General features: G+C 40.0%; 19 protein-coding genes, 3 tRNA genes and 3 pseudogenes. 13 read left to right on the top strand and 12 right to left on the bottom strand.

Features of this window, described 5'->3' with window-relative positions; translation table 11 throughout:
- Positions 1-4: 4 nt before the first annotated feature.
- Both rph and dauA read right to left on the bottom strand, forming a co-directional pair.
- Positions 5-721, bottom strand: coding sequence for a ribonuclease PH (gene rph / locus FEE42_RS10690; protein ID WP_135968739.1), 717 nt, complete (start codon positions 719-721; stop codon positions 5-7).
- A 58-nt stretch (positions 722-779) separates the two neighbouring features.
- Entirely contained in the window at positions 780-2,522 is a 1,743-nt protein-coding gene (dauA, locus tag FEE42_RS10685) for a C4-dicarboxylic acid transporter DauA (RefSeq protein WP_059368858.1), read from the bottom strand.
- Positions 2,523-2,647: 125 nt separating this feature from the next.
- On the opposite strand from dauA, the gene FEE42_RS10680 reads away from it, so the two are divergent.
- Positions 2,648-2,737, top strand: a tRNA-Ser gene (locus tag FEE42_RS10680).
- A gap of 213 nt (positions 2,738-2,950) precedes the next feature.
- Here the strand turns inward: FEE42_RS10680 and FEE42_RS10675 are convergent.
- Both FEE42_RS10675 and FEE42_RS10670 read right to left on the bottom strand, forming a co-directional pair.
- A tRNA-Arg gene (locus FEE42_RS10675) sits at positions 2,951-3,027 on the bottom strand.
- A 52-nt stretch (positions 3,028-3,079) separates the two neighbouring features.
- Positions 3,080-3,156 (bottom strand) — tRNA-Pro (locus tag FEE42_RS10670).
- Positions 3,157-3,330: 174 nt separating this feature from the next.
- Here FEE42_RS10670 and folD point away from each other — a divergent pair.
- Entirely contained in the window at positions 3,331-4,179 is an 849-nt protein-coding gene (gene folD, locus FEE42_RS10665) for a bifunctional methylenetetrahydrofolate dehydrogenase/methenyltetrahydrofolate cyclohydrolase FolD (RefSeq protein WP_059367785.1), read from the top strand.
- A gap of 48 nt (positions 4,180-4,227) precedes the next feature.
- Here folD and FEE42_RS10660 read toward each other — a convergent pair whose 3' ends face one another.
- The 4 genes from FEE42_RS10660 to rsmA form a co-directional block, all read right to left on the bottom strand.
- Positions 4,228-5,562: an NAD(P)/FAD-dependent oxidoreductase gene (locus FEE42_RS10660; RefSeq protein ID WP_059367789.1), complete on the bottom strand. Its 1,335-nt coding sequence runs from the start codon at positions 5,560-5,562 to the stop codon at positions 4,228-4,230.
- Positions 5,563-5,662: 100 nt separating this feature from the next.
- A complete protein-coding gene (locus tag FEE42_RS10655; RefSeq protein ID WP_164028523.1) occupies positions 5,663-6,286 on the bottom strand; it encodes an HI_0552 family protein in 624 nt (207 codons plus the stop codon).
- Between the two features lie 10 nt (positions 6,287-6,296).
- Complete coding sequence (gene apaH / locus FEE42_RS10650) at positions 6,297-7,124, bottom strand: bis(5'-nucleosyl)-tetraphosphatase (symmetrical) ApaH (protein ID WP_059367797.1); 828 nt, start codon at positions 7,122-7,124, stop codon at positions 6,297-6,299.
- 17 nt (positions 7,125-7,141) lie between these two features.
- Positions 7,142-8,005 carry a 16S rRNA (adenine(1518)-N(6)/adenine(1519)-N(6))-dimethyltransferase RsmA gene (gene rsmA / locus FEE42_RS10645; RefSeq protein WP_164028521.1) on the bottom strand — a complete coding sequence of 288 codons (864 nt, stop codon included), beginning with the start codon at positions 8,003-8,005 and terminating at the stop codon, positions 7,142-7,144.
- A 217-nt stretch (positions 8,006-8,222) separates the two neighbouring features.
- Here rsmA and infA point away from each other — a divergent pair, with 217 nt between their 5' ends.
- From infA to rplI, 5 genes are all read left to right on the top strand, one after another.
- Positions 8,223-8,441, top strand: coding sequence for a translation initiation factor IF-1 (gene infA, locus FEE42_RS10640; RefSeq protein ID WP_013746899.1), 219 nt, complete (start codon positions 8,223-8,225; stop codon positions 8,439-8,441).
- A 191-nt stretch (positions 8,442-8,632) separates the two neighbouring features.
- Positions 8,633-9,010: a 30S ribosomal protein S6 gene (gene rpsF / locus FEE42_RS10635; RefSeq protein ID WP_059367800.1), complete on the top strand. Its 378-nt coding sequence runs from the start codon at positions 8,633-8,635 to the stop codon at positions 9,008-9,010.
- Positions 8,997-9,323, top strand: coding sequence for a primosomal replication protein N (priB, locus tag FEE42_RS10630; RefSeq protein WP_135968736.1), 327 nt, complete (start codon positions 8,997-8,999; stop codon positions 9,321-9,323). Before rpsF ends, priB begins: the two co-directional genes overlap by 14 nt.
- 11 nt (positions 9,324-9,334) lie before the next feature.
- Complete coding sequence (gene rpsR, locus FEE42_RS10625) at positions 9,335-9,565, top strand: 30S ribosomal protein S18 (RefSeq protein ID WP_018355466.1); 231 nt, start codon at positions 9,335-9,337, stop codon at positions 9,563-9,565.
- 15 nt (positions 9,566-9,580) lie between these two features.
- Positions 9,581-10,030, top strand: coding sequence for a 50S ribosomal protein L9 (gene rplI, locus FEE42_RS10620; protein WP_077582250.1), 450 nt, complete (start codon positions 9,581-9,583; stop codon positions 10,028-10,030).
- Positions 10,031-10,119: 89 nt separating this feature from the next.
- Here rplI and folB read toward each other — a convergent pair whose 3' ends face one another.
- Positions 10,120-10,488, bottom strand: coding sequence for a dihydroneopterin aldolase (gene folB, locus FEE42_RS10615; RefSeq protein WP_059367805.1), 369 nt, complete (start codon positions 10,486-10,488; stop codon positions 10,120-10,122).
- A gap of 85 nt (positions 10,489-10,573) precedes the next feature.
- Here folB and plsY point away from each other — a divergent pair, with 85 nt between their 5' ends.
- Positions 10,574-11,194 carry a glycerol-3-phosphate 1-O-acyltransferase PlsY gene (plsY, locus tag FEE42_RS10610; RefSeq protein ID WP_164028519.1) on the top strand — a complete coding sequence of 207 codons (621 nt, stop codon included), beginning with the start codon at positions 10,574-10,576 and terminating at the stop codon, positions 11,192-11,194.
- Positions 11,195-11,241: 47 nt separating this feature from the next.
- Positions 11,242-11,495: pseudogene (locus tag FEE42_RS12915) on the top strand (IS1595 family transposase); the annotation flags it as partial.
- A 171-nt stretch (positions 11,496-11,666) separates the two neighbouring features.
- Here the strand turns inward: FEE42_RS12915 and FEE42_RS10605 are convergent.
- Positions 11,667-12,716, bottom strand: a complete 1,050-nt coding sequence (locus FEE42_RS10605; RefSeq protein ID WP_077581955.1) for an AI-2E family transporter — start codon at positions 12,714-12,716, stop codon at positions 11,667-11,669.
- A 78-nt stretch (positions 12,717-12,794) separates the two neighbouring features.
- On the opposite strand from FEE42_RS10605, the gene arsC reads away from it, so the two are divergent.
- The 4 genes and pseudogenes from arsC to tnpA form a co-directional block, all read left to right on the top strand.
- Positions 12,795-13,145 carry an arsenate reductase (glutaredoxin) gene (gene arsC / locus FEE42_RS10600; RefSeq protein WP_164028517.1) on the top strand — a complete coding sequence of 117 codons (351 nt, stop codon included), beginning with the start codon at positions 12,795-12,797 and terminating at the stop codon, positions 13,143-13,145.
- A gap of 67 nt (positions 13,146-13,212) precedes the next feature.
- Complete coding sequence (locus FEE42_RS10595; RefSeq protein ID WP_164028515.1) at positions 13,213-13,458, top strand: alternative ribosome-rescue factor A; 246 nt, start codon at positions 13,213-13,215, stop codon at positions 13,456-13,458.
- Positions 13,459-13,480: 22 nt separating this feature from the next.
- A complete protein-coding gene (locus tag FEE42_RS10590) occupies positions 13,481-13,777 on the top strand; it encodes a DUF5377 family protein (protein ID WP_164028513.1) in 297 nt (98 codons plus the stop codon).
- A 239-nt stretch (positions 13,778-14,016) separates the two neighbouring features.
- Positions 14,017-14,204 (top strand): annotated as a pseudogene (gene tnpA, locus FEE42_RS10585) (IS200/IS605 family transposase); the annotation flags it as partial.
- A gap of 496 nt (positions 14,205-14,700) precedes the next feature.
- On the opposite strand, the pseudogene FEE42_RS10580 reads toward tnpA, so the two are convergent.
- Both FEE42_RS10580 and FEE42_RS10575 read right to left on the bottom strand, forming a co-directional pair.
- A pseudogene (locus FEE42_RS10580) lies at positions 14,701-16,535 on the bottom strand (monovalent cation:proton antiporter-2 (CPA2) family protein).
- A gap of 212 nt (positions 16,536-16,747) precedes the next feature.
- Positions 16,748-17,128, bottom strand: a complete 381-nt coding sequence (locus FEE42_RS10575) for a pirin-like C-terminal cupin domain-containing protein (RefSeq protein WP_237184428.1) — start codon at positions 17,126-17,128, stop codon at positions 16,748-16,750.
- Between the last annotated feature and the right edge of the window lie 208 nt (positions 17,129-17,336).

Here is a 17,336-nt window from a genome sequence, read left to right as displayed (position 1 = left end):
ATCCTTATAAACCGAGCGCTTCATGTTGCGCAGCAAAAATTTGCCGGCAGCCTTGTTTGGCTAAATCCAATAAAGTGAGTAATTCTTCATGGCTGAACGGCTCACCTTCTGCCGTACCTTGCACTTCAATCATACGGCCATCTTCCATCATCACGACATTCATATCCGTTTCTGCCGACGAATCCTCTACATACTCTAAATCACAAACGGCTTGCCCTTCAACAATGCCTACCGAAACTGCCGCGACCAGCCCTTTAATCGGGTTCGTTTTTAGCGTGCCATTTTCAATTAAACCATTGATTGCATCACATAATGCAACCGCTGCACCGGTAATCGAAGCGGTGCGAGTGCCGCCATCAGCCTGAATCACATCACAATCTAAGGTAATTGCCCGTTCGCCTAAGGCTTTTAAATCAATCATCGCACGTAAAGAGCGGGCAATTAAACGCTGAATTTCCATTGTACGTCCGCCTTGTTTACCCTTTGCCGCTTCACGTTGCATACGGCTATGCGTAGAGCGTGGCAACATACCGTATTCAGCGGTAACCCAACCTTGGTTTTGACCTTTTAAAAAACGCGGTACGGTCTCTTCCACCGTGGCAGTACAAAGAACTTTCGTATCACCAAACTCGACAAGAACCGAACCCTCGGCATGTTTGGTGTAATGGCGGGTAATTTTAATTGGGCGGGATTGATGATTTTCTCGATTATTCGGGCGCATTGAAAATTCCTTAATATGTTATAAAAAAGCGCACTATTCTAGCACGCTTTTGTTTTTATTATGGATTAGATTGCTCAAAATCACGAATTTTATCAAAAGTTTCCTTTAAATCAGAAGCAAAATTAATTTTTTGTATTTCAGGCATCGTATTTGATTTCACCAACATTCTGAGCGGTTGGAACTGCATATTACATAAGTAAAGCTGCTGATGCGGTAACATATGTTGCACAAATCTCGTAAGCGCATGAATCCCCCCTGCATCCAGTACGGTCACCGCATCACACTGCAATACGATATGCTTGATTTCATGATCGGTATGTACCGTTTTATCATGCAAATCAGAAAATAATTTATCTGCCGCGGCAAAAAATAAAGGGCCGCTAATCCGATAGGCTAAAACGTCATTGAGATCATCCGGTACATTGTGTTCAATGGCTTTTGTCATTTCCGCAATGGTACGAATAAACAAGAGGCTCGCTAACAATACGCCTACACTGATCGCAATAACCATATCAAACAATACGGTCAAAATTAAGCAGGTAAGTAGTACAGTAAGCTCATTTTTGCTAGAACGGCGGGCAAGATTTATGATTTCATGTACGCTTGCCATATTCCATGCCACGATCAAAAGTAACGCCGCCATAGAAGAAAGGGGCAAATAAGAAAGCGCTTTTGCGAAAAACAGCAACGCAAACAGCACAAGCAATGCATGCACTACACTGGCGATAGGTGAAACCGCGCCGGATTTGACGTTCGCAGCAGATCGCGCAATAGCTGCCGTTGCGGTGATTCCGCCGAAAAACGGGGAAACAATATTGCCTAATCCTTGTGCTAACAATTCATTATTAGAATGATGTTTAGTATCCGTCATATTATCAAGCACGACTGCACAGAGTAGCGACTCAATCGCTCCTAACATCGCCATAGAAAATGCCGCCGGCAATAGGGCTTGCAAACTATTAAAATCCCATTGAATCAACTCGCCTTGTGCGTTAGGGATATTCCACGGCAAGGCAAAATCAGGCAATACGCTCGGAATGCCTGAGCCGATTGAGCCGTCTGACAGAGTATATTGGAATGCCGAACCAATAGTCGCAACATGAAACCCCAAATATTGTAAAACGAGCGCCAACATTGTGCCGATAATCACTGCCGGTAAATGTCCCGGTATCGCAAGGCGTAATTTATGCCATTGGGTTAATACCAACAACGTCGCCACTCCTACCAGAGTATCCGCCCAATTAATCGTCGGAAGTGCGGTAAAAATTGCATGAATTTTTTCTAAATAATTCGACGGCATTTGCTCAATGCTCAAACCTAAAAAATCCTTAATTTGCAAAGTGCCGATGGTAATCCCAATCCCACAGGTAAAACCTAAGGTTACCGGCAGCGGAATATATTCAATCAATCGACCAAGACGAAATAACGCCATTAGAATGAGGATCACTCCGGAAAGCACCGTTGCCATTAATAAACCGCTTAACCCAAATTGTTGGGTTACCGGATACAAAATCACTACAAAAGCGGCAGTGGGGCCTGAAATATTAAAGCGAGAGCCACCCGTAATTGCAATCACTGCCCCAGCGATAATTGCTGTATAAAGCCCATGCTGAGGCGGCACGCCACTGGCGATCGCCAGCGCCATAGACAGTGGAATAGCAATCACGCCTACGGTTAAACCTGCAATAATATCCCGAAGAAATGATTTTTTTGTGTAACCCGCCCGAAAAGAATCTTTCAAAGCACTGAAAGGTTTTACGGATAAAAACACATTTTTAGAAAACAATGATTTGAGATGCATAAAAAAACAACAAGACATGAATAAAATATCGCTATTTTAGCGAAAATTTAAGAAGATTTTTATATTCTAGCTCAAAAAACTTGACTAAATTTATGCAAGTCTTTATAGTTTGCGCACCTCAACACGGTGAGATGTCCGAGTGGTTGAAGGAGCACGCCTGGAAAGCGTGTATGTGGGAAACTGCATCGGGGGTTCGAATCCCCCTCTCACCGCCATTATTCATTCTGTTTATACACAAAAATCTTTCTCCAAAAATGGGTAAGTATCCCGTACCAACAATCTCCGATTACTGCAAAATCATATAAATGCCCCTTAGGCTTTGTTAAGTATATAATTGGGGAAAAGAAACCTTTGCTTATACAAAATAAGAAATTTCTTGGAATAAAGACAATAACCGACTAAGAATAATGAATGAATAAAAAAGCAAATGGCACGCCCTAAAGGATTCGAACCTTTGACCCACGCCTTAGAAGGGCGTTGCTCTATCCAGCTGAGCTAAGGGCGCATGTTAAGGATGATATCTTTTTTATGAAGTTCCAAGAGAAATATAAAAGAAATGGTCGGCGAGATAGGATTTGAACCTACGACCCACTGGTCCCAAACCAGTTGCGCTACCAAGCTGCGCTACTCGCCGATAAGTGCGCCTAATTATAGTGAGGTTTCTTATTCAGTCAATCAATTTTTATTATTTTTGTATTTGACTGCTCAAAATTATTTCAATTTCCCCATGCAGCATATTTGATTTTGTAAATTTCCCATTGTTAGATAAAATAGCAAACGTTTACGTTTCCATTATTAAGGACTTTTAATGACAGCACAAATTATCTCGGGAACTCAGCTTTCTAAGCAGATAAAATCTGAAATTTCAAAAAAAATTACCCACTATCGCAATGAAGATAAACGCGTTCCCGGACTTGCCGTTATTCTCGTTGGCTCAGATCCCGCCTCTCAAGTTTATGTGGAAAGTAAACGTCGCAGTTGTGAGGAAGTCGGGATTAATTCTAAATCTTATGATTTGCCGGAAACCACAACCGAACAGGATTTGCTTGATTTAATCGACCAATTAAATACCGATGAAACCATTGATGGTATTTTGGTACAGCTTCCCCTTCCAAAACAAATCAATCCAGAAGCCATTATTGAACGTATTGATCCGAGAAAAGATGTGGATGGTTTTCATCCTTATAATGTCGGGCGTTTATGCCAGCGAATCCCAACCCTACGTGCTTGTACACCCTATGGCGTAATGAAATTGTTAGAAACAACCGGCGTTGATTTACACGGTAAACATGCGGTTATCGTTGGTGCCTCAAATATTGTGGGTCGCCCAATGTCTTTGGAATTACTACTTGCCGGTGCAACGGTTACGGTTACTCACCGTTTTACAAAAGATCTGGAAAGCCATGTACGCCAAGCCGATATTTTGGTTGTCGCGGTTGGTAAACCTAACCTTGTACCGGGTGAATGGGTAAAAGAAGGGGCTGTTGTCATTGATGTCGGTATTAACCGAATTGAAGGAAAATTAGTGGGTGATATTGGATTTGAAGCCGCAGCCCAAAAGGCAAGCTACATTACACCGGTTCCTGGGGGCGTAGGTCCAATGACAGTCGCAATGTTGATGTATAACACACTATACGCTTACGAGCATAATAATTGAGTGTAATAAAAAAGTGCGGTTATTTTTGACCGCACTTTTGCTTTGGGATCAATGTAATTTCAATCTCGGTTTTAAATAGCGATTAATTTTATCCACCAAAATAATCAATCCAATTTTAGTACAGCCATGTAATGCGTGTTGGTGCATACGATAAAGTGATACATAAGCAAATTGGGCAAATTTACCGTGCACGGTTAATGGATTCTTACCAAATTTATTGGTTAAACTCCCCAACGCCGTAAAACTGGAAAGCGATACTAAAGTGCCTTTATCATTGTATTTAAACGCTTTCATCGGTTTATTATCAAAGATGGCAAAAATATTTTTTGCACAAGCCTTTGCCATTTGGTGGGCGGCTTGAGCACGTGGGGGAACTAACGTGCCGTTGCTCTGAGTCAATGCCGCACAGTCTCCAATAGCAAAAATACTCTCGTCCACTGTGGTTTGTAGCGTATCTTTCACCACTAATTGATTAGTGCGGTTAATCTCTAAACCGTCAAAATTGTGGGTTACTTTTGAAGTACGCACCCCTGCCGCCCAAACAATTAAATCGGCTTTGATTTCCTCGCCGTCTTTTGTAATTAAAGTATTAGGTCGCGCTTCAGTGATCATCGTGCCGAGTTTGACATTCGCCCCCATATCCTTTAATTCGTCTAAAACGGCCACAGACAAATCTTCCGGTAATGCCGGTAATAAACGAGGGCCGGCTTCAACTAAGGTTACCTGCAAACAAGAATTATCAATTTTGCCATAGCCGTAAGAAGATAAATCTTCAGTAGCATGATAAAGCTCCGCCGTCAATTCCACACCTGTCGCCCCACCACCGACAATGGCAATATTGACTTTATGTTCATCAACCAATTTTTGTTTAAATTCTGCCTCGCCAATATCATCCAATGCACGGTTTTCAGAGAATTTCAAAAAGAGTTCCAACACTTTTCGCTGGAAGCGTAATGCTTGCTCGGAACTATCCAAGAAAATACAGTTTTCCGCCACGCCTTTAGTGTTAAAATCATTGGATTTACTGCCAATAGCCAAAACTAAATAATCATAAGGAATGCGGCGTGCAATCACCAATATATCCCCTTCTTGACCATAAATAGGTGCCAGTTCCACATACTTTTGTTCACGGTTAATACGGGTAATCGAGCCTTGTTCAAAGCTGAAATGATGATTTTTACCATGCGCACGGTAGCTTAAAGAATCAATACCGTCATCCATCACGCCAGTTGCAATTTCGTGTAATAAGGGTTTCCAAAGGTGGGTGGCATTGCGATCCACAAGCGTTATTTTGGCTTTTCCTTTGCGACCAAGTTTATTCCCCAAAAAAGTCGCCAGTTCAACACCGCCGGCACCGCCGCCAACGACTACGACGTTCTTCATATTGCTCTCCTAAATAAAATATTGTTAAAAATGTTAAATCTTTGTAATGATAACATAACTAAATAAATGATAAGAAAAACTTTCACGAAAATGACCGCACTTACCGATGGCAACGTTCATAAAGAGGTTGTAATCCCCGAATGGTATTTACAATAAAAGTCACAGTATCCATATTTTGCAATGCGTTTTTTTCAATATTGTGACCGATACACCAAAAATCCTTACCGGAATGTAGCAATAAATCTTTTGTCTCTAGTTGATTAACCTGACGAAAATCGTTGTACTCACTTTCATCGCCACGCCATACATCCCAATGGGAAAAAGCGTTAAAATCAAACTCATCCAGCCATTGATTGTATTGTTGCAAGTTAATTTGCGAACGATCCGCACGGTAGCAATGCCAGTCTAAGCTCACCGATAAACGGCGCCGATTTAACAAAACCGAAAAAATTGCCGCCGAATTTTGATTGAATTCATATTTAAAATAGGCAAAAAAATGCGCTCTGACCTGCCAACCGTTTGTCCAACTTTCGATATGGGGTTTTGCAAAAGGCGTACCAAGTTGTTTCGCCACCTCTTGAATAATGGCTTTCCAATTATCCCAATGGCGTTTGTAATTAGCTTTAATTGAGGGAATGTCTTCTGGACAGAATTTTTTCATTTGTGCAAATTGATAAAAAGGAATATCAAAAAGCTCGCACGATTCGGCTGTGAGAGAAAGCATTTATTGCTCCTTAAAAAATACGGTAATTTTTAACCGCACTTTGTGTAAAGCATTGTTTGTCTTCCCAACGTATCATCGTCATTCTATTGTTCCACACACAGCCTGTATCCAACGCATAAATACCGTTTGGTGTCGGCTCGTCCACTAAACTTGCCCAATGGCCGAAAATAATCGGAATTTCTTGATAAATAGGATTATTTAAGTTAAACCAAGGTGTGAGTTCCGGCGGTGCATCTTTCAGTGGCAATTTACAGGCAAAATCAAGTCGATGATCCCAATAGCAAAAACGCATACGGGTAAAAACATTAATGATATAGCGAAGGCGATCGAGCCCTTGTAATTCGGGCGACCAACGATCCGGTTGTTCTGCATACATATTTTCCAGTAAATAACGAATATCACCTTGTCTTAAGACACTTTCCACTTCCTTTGCACAAGCTTTCGCCGTCGCCAGATCCCAATCAGGTGAAATACCGGCGTGGCACATCACAAAATGTTGTTTTTCATTGTGTACAAGCAAAGGTTGATGACATAGCCAGTCAATCAGCTCATCAAAATCAGCAGCTTGAAAGAGCGCCTCTAACCGATCCTTTGATTTCACTTTTTTAATGCCAAGAGCGGTGGAAATTAAATGTAAATCATGATTACCCAACACTGTTTGTGCGGCACTGCCCAAGGATTTCACAAAACGCAAACATTCCAGCGATTTATCTCCCCTCGCCACTAAATCTCCGACAAGATATAATTTATCCTGCGTAGGCTCAAACGCCACTTTTTCCAGCAAAAGTTGCAATTCATCATAACAGCCGTGCAGATCGCCTACAAAATATGTCGCCATTTTTAACCGCTCTTTAATTAATCATCCCTATCAATAATTTCCGGCTTATTCGTTTCTTCCGGTGGATTATCCGCCAACCAATTCGCTAACCGAGCATAATCGGCAATAGAAAGATTTTCCGCACGTGCATTTACATCAATCCCAAGTGCGGTCAAATTTTCTGCCGAAAATAAGGTGGATAACGCATTACGCAAGGTTTTGCGGCGTTGATTAAAAGCTTGTGAACATACACTATTCAACCAATATAAATCTTTCACCGGATGTGGCAACACTTGATGAGGAATTAAACGCACTACGGCCGAATCCACTTTTGGTGCAGGTTTAAAAGCTGTAGGTGGCACTTCCAACACCGGCATCACTTGACAAAAATACTGTGCCATAATGGTTAAACGCCCGTAAGCCTTGCTATTCGGTGCAGCACATAAACGTTTTACCACCTCTTTTTGCAACATAAAGTGCATGTCTTGAATAATGTGATGATATTTAAAAAGGTGGAACATCAAAGGCGTAGAAATGTTATAGGGTAAGTTTCCAAAGATACGTAATTTCCGCCCAGCCTCGGCTAAATTTTCTTGACGATAAAGTTCGCCAAAATCAAATTGCATCGCATCATTTTCGATTACAGTGATTTTATGATGTAGAAACGGGTGGTGGCGCAGACGTTCCGCCAGATCGCGATCCAACTCCACTACGGTTAAATGCTCGATTTGTTCGGCGACCGGCTCGGTTAATGCCCCAAGTCCAGGCCCGATCTCCAATAAAAATTGATCCTTTTGCGGATAAATCGCCGCAACAATATTCTGAATGACATTGCTATCGTGCAAAAAGTTTTGCCCGAAACGTTTGCGGGCGGTATGCCCTAAGTGTTTTTTGGAACTCATAGTCTTCTATCTTTTATCAAATTGCGGTTATTATAGAGCGTGATTTGGGTTTGTAAATCATTGAACTATTGAATCCTCCCCTACACAAAGAGATTATTTTTTCAACACAATTTGATTTTCCCTTTCACCTCAACGCAAAAACGGCTATAATCCGCCCGTTTTTCTTAAATTCCCGCAGAAAGTGCGGTTAAAAATTAGTTATTTTTTAGAGGATACAATGGCAAAAGAAGATAGTATCGAAATGCAAGGTACCATTTTAGAAACGTTACCGAATACCATGTTTCGTGTAGAATTAGAAAACGGTCATGTGGTGACTGCTCACATTTCCGGCAAAATGCGTAAAAACTATATTCGTATTTTAACCGGTGATAAAGTTACGGTAGAAATGACTCCCTATGATCTCAGTAAAGGTCGTATCGTTTTCCGTAGTCGATAATTTTAGACAAAAGAAGAAAGCCGATATAAATTATCGGTTTTTTATTGCCTAAAAAAACTGCAAATCAGTTGCAAAAAACAAAAATTTCGATATAATCCGCAACCCTTAGTCACATTCAATTTTTCGTTCCTTGCCTTTGCAGATTGGTGACTAATCTACGTCAAAGGCTGATTAACCCGTAAGGAGCAGTAATGCGTCACTACGAAATCGTGTTTATGGTTCATCCGGACCAAAGCGAGCAAGTACCAGGTATGATTGAACGTTACACAGGTTCTGTTAAAGAAGCCGGTGGTCAGGTTCATCGCCTAGAAGATTGGGGTCGCCGTCAATTAGCATACCCAATCAACAAATTACACAAAGCACATTATGTGCTTATGAATGTAGAAGCGCCTCAACAAGTCATCGACGAGCTAGAAACGACTTTCCGTTATAACGATGCTGTATTACGCAGTCTTGTTATTCACACTAAGCACGCCGTAACAGAAGCGTCCCCAATGGTTAAGGCAAAAGATGATCGTAAAGCTTTAGCTGAAGTTGAAAACAACGATTTTGAGGATGCTGAAGAGTAATTCAAACATTGATAATCGCTTTTCGTTGACTGGCACTGTGTGCCAACTACCAAAGCGACATAAAAGCCCTAATGGTATTGAGCATTGCCGATTTTGGTTGGAACATCGTTCCGAACAAATTGAAAGCGGTTTATCTCGCCAAGCGTGGTTAAAAATGCCCATTCAAATTAGTGGTAATCAATTAGTAGAAAAAACTCAAAGCATTACGGTCGGCAATCAACTATTGGTTGTGGGTTTCATCACCTCACATAAAACCGTAAACGGTTTAAACCAGCTAGTTTTACATGCCGAGCAAATCGAATTTATAGATTAGGAGACAGCCAAATGGCACGTTATTTCCGTCGTCGTAAGTTCTGCCGTTTCACTGCGGAAAATGTTGTGGAAATCGATTACAAAGATATCGCTACATTAAAGAACTACATTTCTGAAAGCGGCAAAATTGTACCAAGCCGTATTACCGGTACTCGTGCGAAGTACCAACGTCAATTAGCCCGTGCAATCAAACGCGCGCGTTATTTAGCGTTACTACCTTACTCTGATGCACATCATCACTAAGAAGGAGAAGGTCAAATGCAAGTTATTCTTTTAGATAAAATTGCTCACCTAGGTAACGTAGGTGATCAAGTAGATGTTAAGTCAGGTTTTGCGCGTAACTTCTTAATCCCACAAGGTAAAGCGGTTATGGCAACTAAAGCAAACATCGAACACTTTGAAGCACGTCGTGCTGAATTAGAAGAAAAAGCAGCTAAGTCATTAGCAGCGGCAATCGACCGCGCAGAGCGTTTAGAAGCGTTAGAAAAAGTCACTATCGCATCTAAAGCCGGTGATGAAGGTCGTTTATTCGGTTCTATCACTACTCGTGATGTAGCCGAAGCAGTTACTTCTGCTGGCGTTGAAGTGGCGAAAAGCGAAGTTCGTTTACCAAACGGTCCAATTCGTACCCTTGGTGAGCACGATGTTCGTTTCCAACTTCACGGTGAAGTGTTTGCATCATTAAACATCGTTATTGTTGCGGAATAATTTATCCGTAAACAAAAAACCCGACTTCTGTCGGGTTTTTTATTGCGAAGTTCAGTAAAAGTGCGGTCAAAAATTTCGCATTTTTCCATTTATTTTATTGCTGAAGGCAAAGTACCTCGTTCGACAATGACTCCTACACCATGAGCCTGTGCCACAGCTTTAGGCTTACTTAATTTCAAACGCAGCCATGGAATAGAAAAACGTTTTTGTAATTGTTCGGCAACCTCATAGGCAACACGCTCAACAAGTAAAAAGGGCTTTGCCTGCACATAATCCAAAACAAATCGGCTAACTTCCGCATAATTAAGACAATATTGCACATCATCGGTTTCTGCTGCCTTTTTACAATCCCAGGCCATTTCAATATCAAACACTAATTTTTGTTGAATTTGCTGTTCCCAATCATAGACACCAATTTGGGCAAATGCCGTTAATTCTTCAATAAAAATACGATCCATATCAGATTCCTCTAAAATTATAGTAGGCGTATGCTAGCAAGTTTAGGTAAAATAGCGAGGAAATTTTATCATTCCGGGGGATTAAATGAGCCTATTCGCTATTATTTACATGATTTTTGCCTATCTCTTAGGATCGATTTCCAGTGCAATTTTAATTTGTAAAGTAGCGGGCTTACCCGATCCCCGTCAATACGGTTCTCACAATCCTGGGGCAACAAATGTATTTCGTATTGGTGGGCGCTGGACCGCACTTGCCGTACTTATTTTTGATATTTTAAAAGGTATGTTACCGGTTTGGGTAGGTTATTACCTAGGATTAACTCAATTTGAATTGGGTATGGTCGCTCTCGGGGCTTGTTTAGGACATATTTTTCCTATTTTTTTTCGATTTAAAGGCGGAAAAGGGGTTGCTACGGCATTTGGCGCAATTGCACCAATTGCATGGGCAGTGGCAGGATCGATTTTTGGTACTTGGTTTATCGTTTTCTTAGTCAGTGGTTATTCTTCTTTAAGTGCAGTTGTTACTGCATTACTGGCACCTTTTTATGTCTGGTGGTTTAAACCTGAATTTACTTTCCCTGTGGCATTGGTGAGCTGTTTATTGATTTACCGCCATCATGATAACATTCAACGCTTATGGCGTGGGCAAGAAGACAAAATATGGTCAAAATTAAAGAAAAATAAAGGGACTATTCCAGATAACTAACAAATTTCCCATTTAGGATAAAACGTTCTAATGAGGAAAAGTTATAGATGTCTTATAGTGAAACTGAAGCCGATGAAAGCTACATTTCGGTAACACTAGCAAAGGCCAACAAGGGCGAGTAGGTAAAGTTGCGATGTTTGTGCTTATCAAACGTAATGATAAGATTTAGACCGTTACCGTACCGAATACACAAGCAGTAACATTATTACCGATTATTCGAGAGAAAGTAGAACCCGACTGTATTTTTTACACCAATACTTATCGTAATAATGATATCTTTGATGCAAACGAATTTAATCACAGAGACATAAAGTCCCAGATTTCAATTTTAAAACTGTTAATTAAGAATGACTTATCCTAGCTATCTAGGACAGACGCACAATAAAGTAGGATATATTTTTGACGATTAATAGCCCCATCTCCCGCTTATTTTATATATTGAGACAACCCCAATGAAGTCTGCACATCGGATTTAATCTTCCGGTAGCGCATTGAGTACGGCTTTGACTAATGTTGCCAACGGAATGGCAAAAAATACGCCCCAAAATCCCCATAGACCGCCAAAAATGAGGACGGAAATAATGATAATTAAAGGGTGTAAATTCACTGCTTCAGAGAATAAATAAGGGACTAATAAATTTCCGTCCAATAACTGGCTCACAGCAAAGGCAATAATGATATACCAGAAAGTCGGGCTAATGCCGAATTGGAATAATGCAACAAGTGCCACGGGAATAGTCACTAATACGGCGCCAATGTAAGGTACTAATACGGAAAGCCCTACGGCAAAGGCCAATAAGAGCGGATAATTTAAGCCGAAAATTAGGAAAATAACGTAAGTTACCAAAGTGACAATTAAAATTTCTAATAATTTTCCGTGAATATAATTGGCAATTTGTTGTTGCATTTCTGTCCATACTTTGAAGGCAAGGTGGCGATTACGTGGTAGAAAACGGCTCACTCCTTGTAAAAGTTCACTTTTATCCTTCAACATAAAAAACATCATTAATGGTACTAAGAACGCATAAATACCGAGTGAAACCAAGTTCATTATAGAGGCAAGCGAAAGTTTGACGGCTGACTCACCAAAACCGAGGATTTTTTCCCGTACAGAATTAAAAATGGCATCTACCATGGAATAATCGATCAGTTCCGGATAATGCTCCGGCAGGCTAAGTAGCCATTCATTCAGTTTATTGAACATTGCCGGTAAATCGCTTAATAAAGAAACGGTTTGATTCCATAACATCGGCACTAACACAAGGAAAAAAATGGTTGCTACGCCAATGAAACTGCCAAAGATAATCACCGTTGCTAACATTCGTGGAAATTTCAAATGATTTGTCAAAAAGTGAATTGGCATTTCTAACAAATAGGCAAGTACAACCGCAATGAGAAATGGTGCAATTAAATTTCCGAAAAAATAAATCGCAACAAAACCAAAAAGCAAAATAGCCAATAGCCCCATTGCTTGCGGATCGCCTAAACGGCGTGCATACCAGCTTTTCAACATTTCTAACATTATCAACATCCAAAGTGAGCATTTTCCAGCATTATAAGTTAAAATTTCTTTCAATTATAGCCAGCTAAAGGAAATTCTATGTCAGTTATTATTTATCACAATCCTCGTTGCTCCAAAAGCCGGGAAACGTTAGCGTTAATAGAAGAAAAAGGTATTCAGCCAAACATTGAACTTTATTTACAAAAACAATATTCCGTTGCCGAACTGCAACAACTTGCGAATAAATTAAACATCACGGATATTCGCCAAATGATGCGGGTGAAAGATGAGCTTTATCAATCCTTAAATCTTGCTAATTCGGCATTGACGAATGCCGATTTATTGACGGCGATAAGTGAGCATTCCGCTTTGCTTGAACGCCCGATAGTGGTGAATGGTGACAAAGCAAAAATCGGGCGACCACCGGAAAGTGTTCTTGATATTTTGTAATTTTAAGGTTTACCCGTATAATACAGCAGCCGTGAAAATGTCTTCACGGCTTTTTTAAGGAAAAATGATGGCAAAGAAACAAAAAAGTGCGGTTGAAAATCAAACCGTTTATCGGCACACAAGAGGTGTCGTAAAAGATAATGCGATCATGGCATTATTACATGACAAATTATTCCGTCAGCGTATTGAGAAAAAACCTAAAGGAAAAGGCAGTTACCAACGCAAAGCAAAGCACGTAGGGAAACGTTTTGAAAAACCCGATTATAAATTTTTTGATTTCAGAAACTTTATAATCGGGTTTTTCTTAAAGTAATCGGCGTAACGAGAGGTAAAATATGTCAAATAAAACAGAAACATTATTCAATACAACATGGAATGTGCGCATTAGTGATCCGGGTGAAGAAGGTGCGCGCAGCCATTTTTTTGAAACCGTTTATTTAACCCTTACTGCACACTTTGAAGAAAATGGGATTCGCTATGAATTTGTTCGCAGAGTAGAAGATCAAGTCAAAGTACAACGTTCATTTACAGAATTAAACGAATTGTTCAAATTTCTTGGCGATTATTTAGATGCGGTTTCTCTCGGCGTGCTAGGAGTGAAAATTGGTAATTTAGGGGTGAAAGCCGAATAATTTAAAAGTAAAAGTGCGGTTGAAATTAACCGCACTTTTAATTATCAGGTAACATCTGAGCATAAAAATATACGCTATACATATGTAATCAAAAAGATTAAGCAGTGAGCAAAATAAAATCCACCTATAATGAATAAGGCTGACAAGCAAAAATTCAACATATAGAAGGATAAGTCATGGCCAGTAAATCCAATGACGATTCAGGTCTATCACACACAAGATAGAATTGTAAGTATCATATAATCTTTATCCCGAAGTATCGAAGACAGGTAATTTATGGAAAATTGCGAGTAGATATTGGAGGAATATTAAGACAGTTGTGTAGTTATAAAGAAGTCAAAATTCTAGAGGTTCACGCAATAAAAGAGAATATTCATATGTTTTTGAAGATTCCCCCCCCAAATTGGCAGTATCAAGTTTTATGGGATAGTTTGCGGCTAAGAGACAGTCTTTATGGTAAAAACGACGGATTTTTAAGATAGTTTCCATGCAAAGCATACTAGGTTATTCTCTGTTTAAGTAGCAAGGCATTTATAAAAAGACACAGTGGTTTACTTTTCGATGATCTTCCAGCGTCAGCCTGGTTCATTTTTGCATTGATCATAACACTAGTTTAAGTCTCTCTTCCTAATCTGTTAAATTTGCTATTTAGGGAAAGTTTTTCCTGCTATAAAAATAGGATTTGCATTACGTAGAGCCTCATTTCATAATGGTCTTGGACAAATTAATCCCATTTAATTCAACCTACGTCCTAGTTTCTCATTTTTGTCAAAATTTTTAGTTTTCTTCCGATATTGTGTAACAGTTGCACAAAACTGATATTTTCATGTGATAGTGGGGATACAGTACACGTAATATCAATAGCTGCGGAGCATACGTAGTATGCTCCTACATTTTGTATAAATTTTTATCTTCTACATTTGCTACATAATACTATTTTCTTCTTGTTCTTGTTCTTTTTCTTTTGCTCTTATCAAGATTTCTTGAATATCTGCCGCCATTTTTTGGTCGCCTTCCCTCGCAATATCTTGCAATACCGGGCTTTTAAAGAATTCTGATTTTGGTTCATAAACTTGAGACATTAATTTCACTTCATGACGATCAGCATGGAAATAATATTCCGAAATTTCTTTTGCCACTTCAGATTCCATACCTAACCCTTCTAACGCGGTACGTCCGGTACGCACTGCAGAATCGAATGTTTCACGTATAACGTCATTCGCACCGGAATTATATAAATCAAATGTATGAAAACGGTCATAAGAACGAGCAATAATTTTAATATTCGGATTTACTTCACGGGCAAAATGTACGATAGCGGATGCCTGTTCTTTGTTATCAATAGCAACCACGAGCATTTCCGCTTGTTCCAATCCCGCGGCAATTAAAAACTCACGGCGGGAAGCGTCGCCAAAATAAGATTTAATGCCATATTCATTAAAACCTTTAATCATCGTTGGATTAAGATCTACCACTGTTGTGGCATAACCACTTAAACGGAGCAAGTCATTTACGATTTGTCCAAAACGTCCCATACCGATAATAAGTATCGGATGCTGTTCATCAATTTCATCAGGTTCAATTTCTTCTGCAATTTCTTTCGATCCATATTTTTCATAAAGCACAAGAATGAGCGGCGTCATCACCATAGAAAGCACAACAATTGCCGTCATATTGGCATTTACCGTTTCATCAATCACTCCTTTTGACAGGGCTGCCGCAAAAAGCACAAAAGCAAATTCCCCACCTTGTGCCATTAAGAGCGCTCGTTCTAATGCTGTTTTATGAGTACTTTTAGCAACACGTGCTACAACATAAATACAGACACCTTTGGTGAGCATTAATACAATCACGCCTAAAAGGATTAATTGCCAGTTTTCTGCAACGACTTTTAAATCTAACGCCATTCCCACGTCAAGGAAGAAAAGCCCCAGCAATAAACCACGGAAAGGCTCAATATCCGCCTCCAATTGATGGCGGAAGGCAGATTCGGAAAGCATTACACCTGCTACAAAAGCGCCCATTGCCATAGATAAACCGGCTTCTTCCATTAATAATGCGGCCCCCAATACCACAAAAAGTGCAGCAGCAGTCATGACTTCACGGGCTTTAGCATTCGCCAAAATACGGAAAACCGGATTTAAAATGAAACGGCCAATAAACACTAATACCGCTAAGGCGAGCATAGCAATGCCCGCAGATTGCCACCAAGGCATGGAAGCTTCAGTTTTTTCAAAAGGAGAGAGGGAAGCAACAATAGCAAGTAATGGGACAATCAGAAGATCTTCAAATAATAAAATTGAGACGATTTTTTGACCGCGTTTGTAGAAAGTTCTTTGCGTTCACCTAATACTTGCATCACAATTGCGGTGGATGTCAATACAAAACCTGCGTAAGAGACAAACGCCACTTCCCAAGATACACCAAATTGCGCTCCCACGATCGTCATTAAAATAGCAGAAATGATCACTTGCATACTGCCTAGTCCAAAAATCTGACGACGTAATCCCCAAAGGTGTGAAGGCTTCATTTCAAGTCCAATCACAAATAAGAACATCACGACACCAAATTCAGCCAGATGAATAATTGCGTGAGGATCACCAATCACCTGTAAACCATAGGGGCCAATAGCCAATCCGGCAGCGAGATACCCCAACACCGATCCCAATCCTATGCGTTTAAATAATGGCACCGCCACCACTGCGGCACCCAGCAATGCCACCACTCGAATTAAATCACCTGAACTTTCCGCTGCCATAGTCACTCCTAAAAAAATTAAACAAGTAAAAAACAGGGGCATTTTACTTGCTTTCAGTTAAGATTTGTAGGAATAAACCGAGTATTTTTTAAATAACCAATAGCATTGGTGAACATTCATTATGTGATTTTTTACAAGAAAAGTTTCGTGCTGTAAAAAATCCTTGTTCGTAATGAAACGTAACAAGGATTCCTGTTTTGCTATTTATGTGTCTAACGTAATTTATTGGGAACTTGAGGTGCCGGTAAACGTTTTAATACGCTACCATCAAGATTAATATCACTAAAACGAGGGGGACCGTTATTCCAATCTTCAACGGCCTGCTCCAATGCCTCTTTACTGCCCGCCACAAAGTTCCACCACATCACTGTTGAGTGTGGCAATGGCTCACCGACTAACAACATAATATTTGTTCCTGCCTCTTCCCATAGGTTTAATGCCATATTTGCATGTTGGCAATCAAATAAAACCGCCAGTTCATCGGCTTTATAACTCACCCCATTTACTTTTATTTCGCCTTTTAAGACTAAAATGCCGTATTCAAAACTTGGTACACGATCAATCTCAAATGCCTGTGCGTGTTTAAATTGCATATCGCTCCCAACTAATGGGCTAAATTGCTTTGTGGTTCCGGCAACAAACGTTCAATGGGAATACCACCTATATTTTGGGGTTCGACTAAAATTTTATCAACACTCATTTTTTTATTACTTATATTTACTATGTTTTGTGTGATCATTAACGCATAGATAATGATAGTGCGTATTTTTATATGGATAGCCGTGTACCTTTAAAATTCAT

The organism is Rodentibacter caecimuris, assembly GCF_010587025.1.
Classification (GTDB): Bacteria; Pseudomonadota; Gammaproteobacteria; order Enterobacterales; family Pasteurellaceae; genus Rodentibacter; species Rodentibacter caecimuris.
This window is presented reverse-complemented; position numbering and strand designations above follow the sequence as displayed.

Coding starts and splice junctions, on each gene's coding strand:
- rph (WP_135968739.1), bottom strand. CDS start 721: ATGCGCCCGAATAATCGAGAAAATCATCAATCCCGCCCAATTAAAATT.
- dauA (WP_059368858.1), bottom strand. CDS start 2,522: ATGCATCTCAAATCATTGTTTTCTAAAAATGTGTTTTTATCCGTAAAA.
- folD (WP_059367785.1), top strand. CDS start 3,331: ATGACAGCACAAATTATCTCGGGAACTCAGCTTTCTAAGCAGATAAAA.
- FEE42_RS10660 (WP_059367789.1), bottom strand. CDS start 5,562: ATGAAGAACGTCGTAGTCGTTGGCGGCGGTGCCGGCGGTGTTGAACTG.
- FEE42_RS10655 (WP_164028523.1), bottom strand. CDS start 6,286: ATGCTTTCTCTCACAGCCGAATCGTGCGAGCTTTTTGATATTCCTTTT.
- apaH (WP_059367797.1), bottom strand. CDS start 7,124: ATGGCGACATATTTTGTAGGCGATCTGCACGGCTGTTATGATGAATTG.
- rsmA (WP_164028521.1), bottom strand. CDS start 8,005: ATGAGTTCCAAAAAACACTTAGGGCATACCGCCCGCAAACGTTTCGGG.
- infA (WP_013746899.1), top strand. CDS start 8,223: ATGGCAAAAGAAGATAGTATCGAAATGCAAGGTACCATTTTAGAAACG.
- rpsF (WP_059367800.1), top strand. CDS start 8,633: ATGCGTCACTACGAAATCGTGTTTATGGTTCATCCGGACCAAAGCGAG.
- priB (WP_135968736.1), top strand. CDS start 8,997: ATGCTGAAGAGTAATTCAAACATTGATAATCGCTTTTCGTTGACTGGC.
- rpsR (WP_018355466.1), top strand. CDS start 9,335: ATGGCACGTTATTTCCGTCGTCGTAAGTTCTGCCGTTTCACTGCGGAA.
- rplI (WP_077582250.1), top strand. CDS start 9,581: ATGCAAGTTATTCTTTTAGATAAAATTGCTCACCTAGGTAACGTAGGT.
- folB (WP_059367805.1), bottom strand. CDS start 10,488: ATGGATCGTATTTTTATTGAAGAATTAACGGCATTTGCCCAAATTGGT.
- plsY (WP_164028519.1), top strand. CDS start 10,574: ATGAGCCTATTCGCTATTATTTACATGATTTTTGCCTATCTCTTAGGA.
- FEE42_RS10605 (WP_077581955.1), bottom strand. CDS start 12,716: ATGTTAGAAATGTTGAAAAGCTGGTATGCACGCCGTTTAGGCGATCCG.
- arsC (WP_164028517.1), top strand. CDS start 12,795: ATGTCAGTTATTATTTATCACAATCCTCGTTGCTCCAAAAGCCGGGAA.
- FEE42_RS10595 (WP_164028515.1), top strand. CDS start 13,213: ATGGCAAAGAAACAAAAAAGTGCGGTTGAAAATCAAACCGTTTATCGG.
- FEE42_RS10590 (WP_164028513.1), top strand. CDS start 13,481: ATGTCAAATAAAACAGAAACATTATTCAATACAACATGGAATGTGCGC.
- FEE42_RS10575 (WP_237184428.1), bottom strand. CDS start 17,128: ATGCAATTTAAACACGCACAGGCATTTGAGATTGATCGTGTACCAAGT.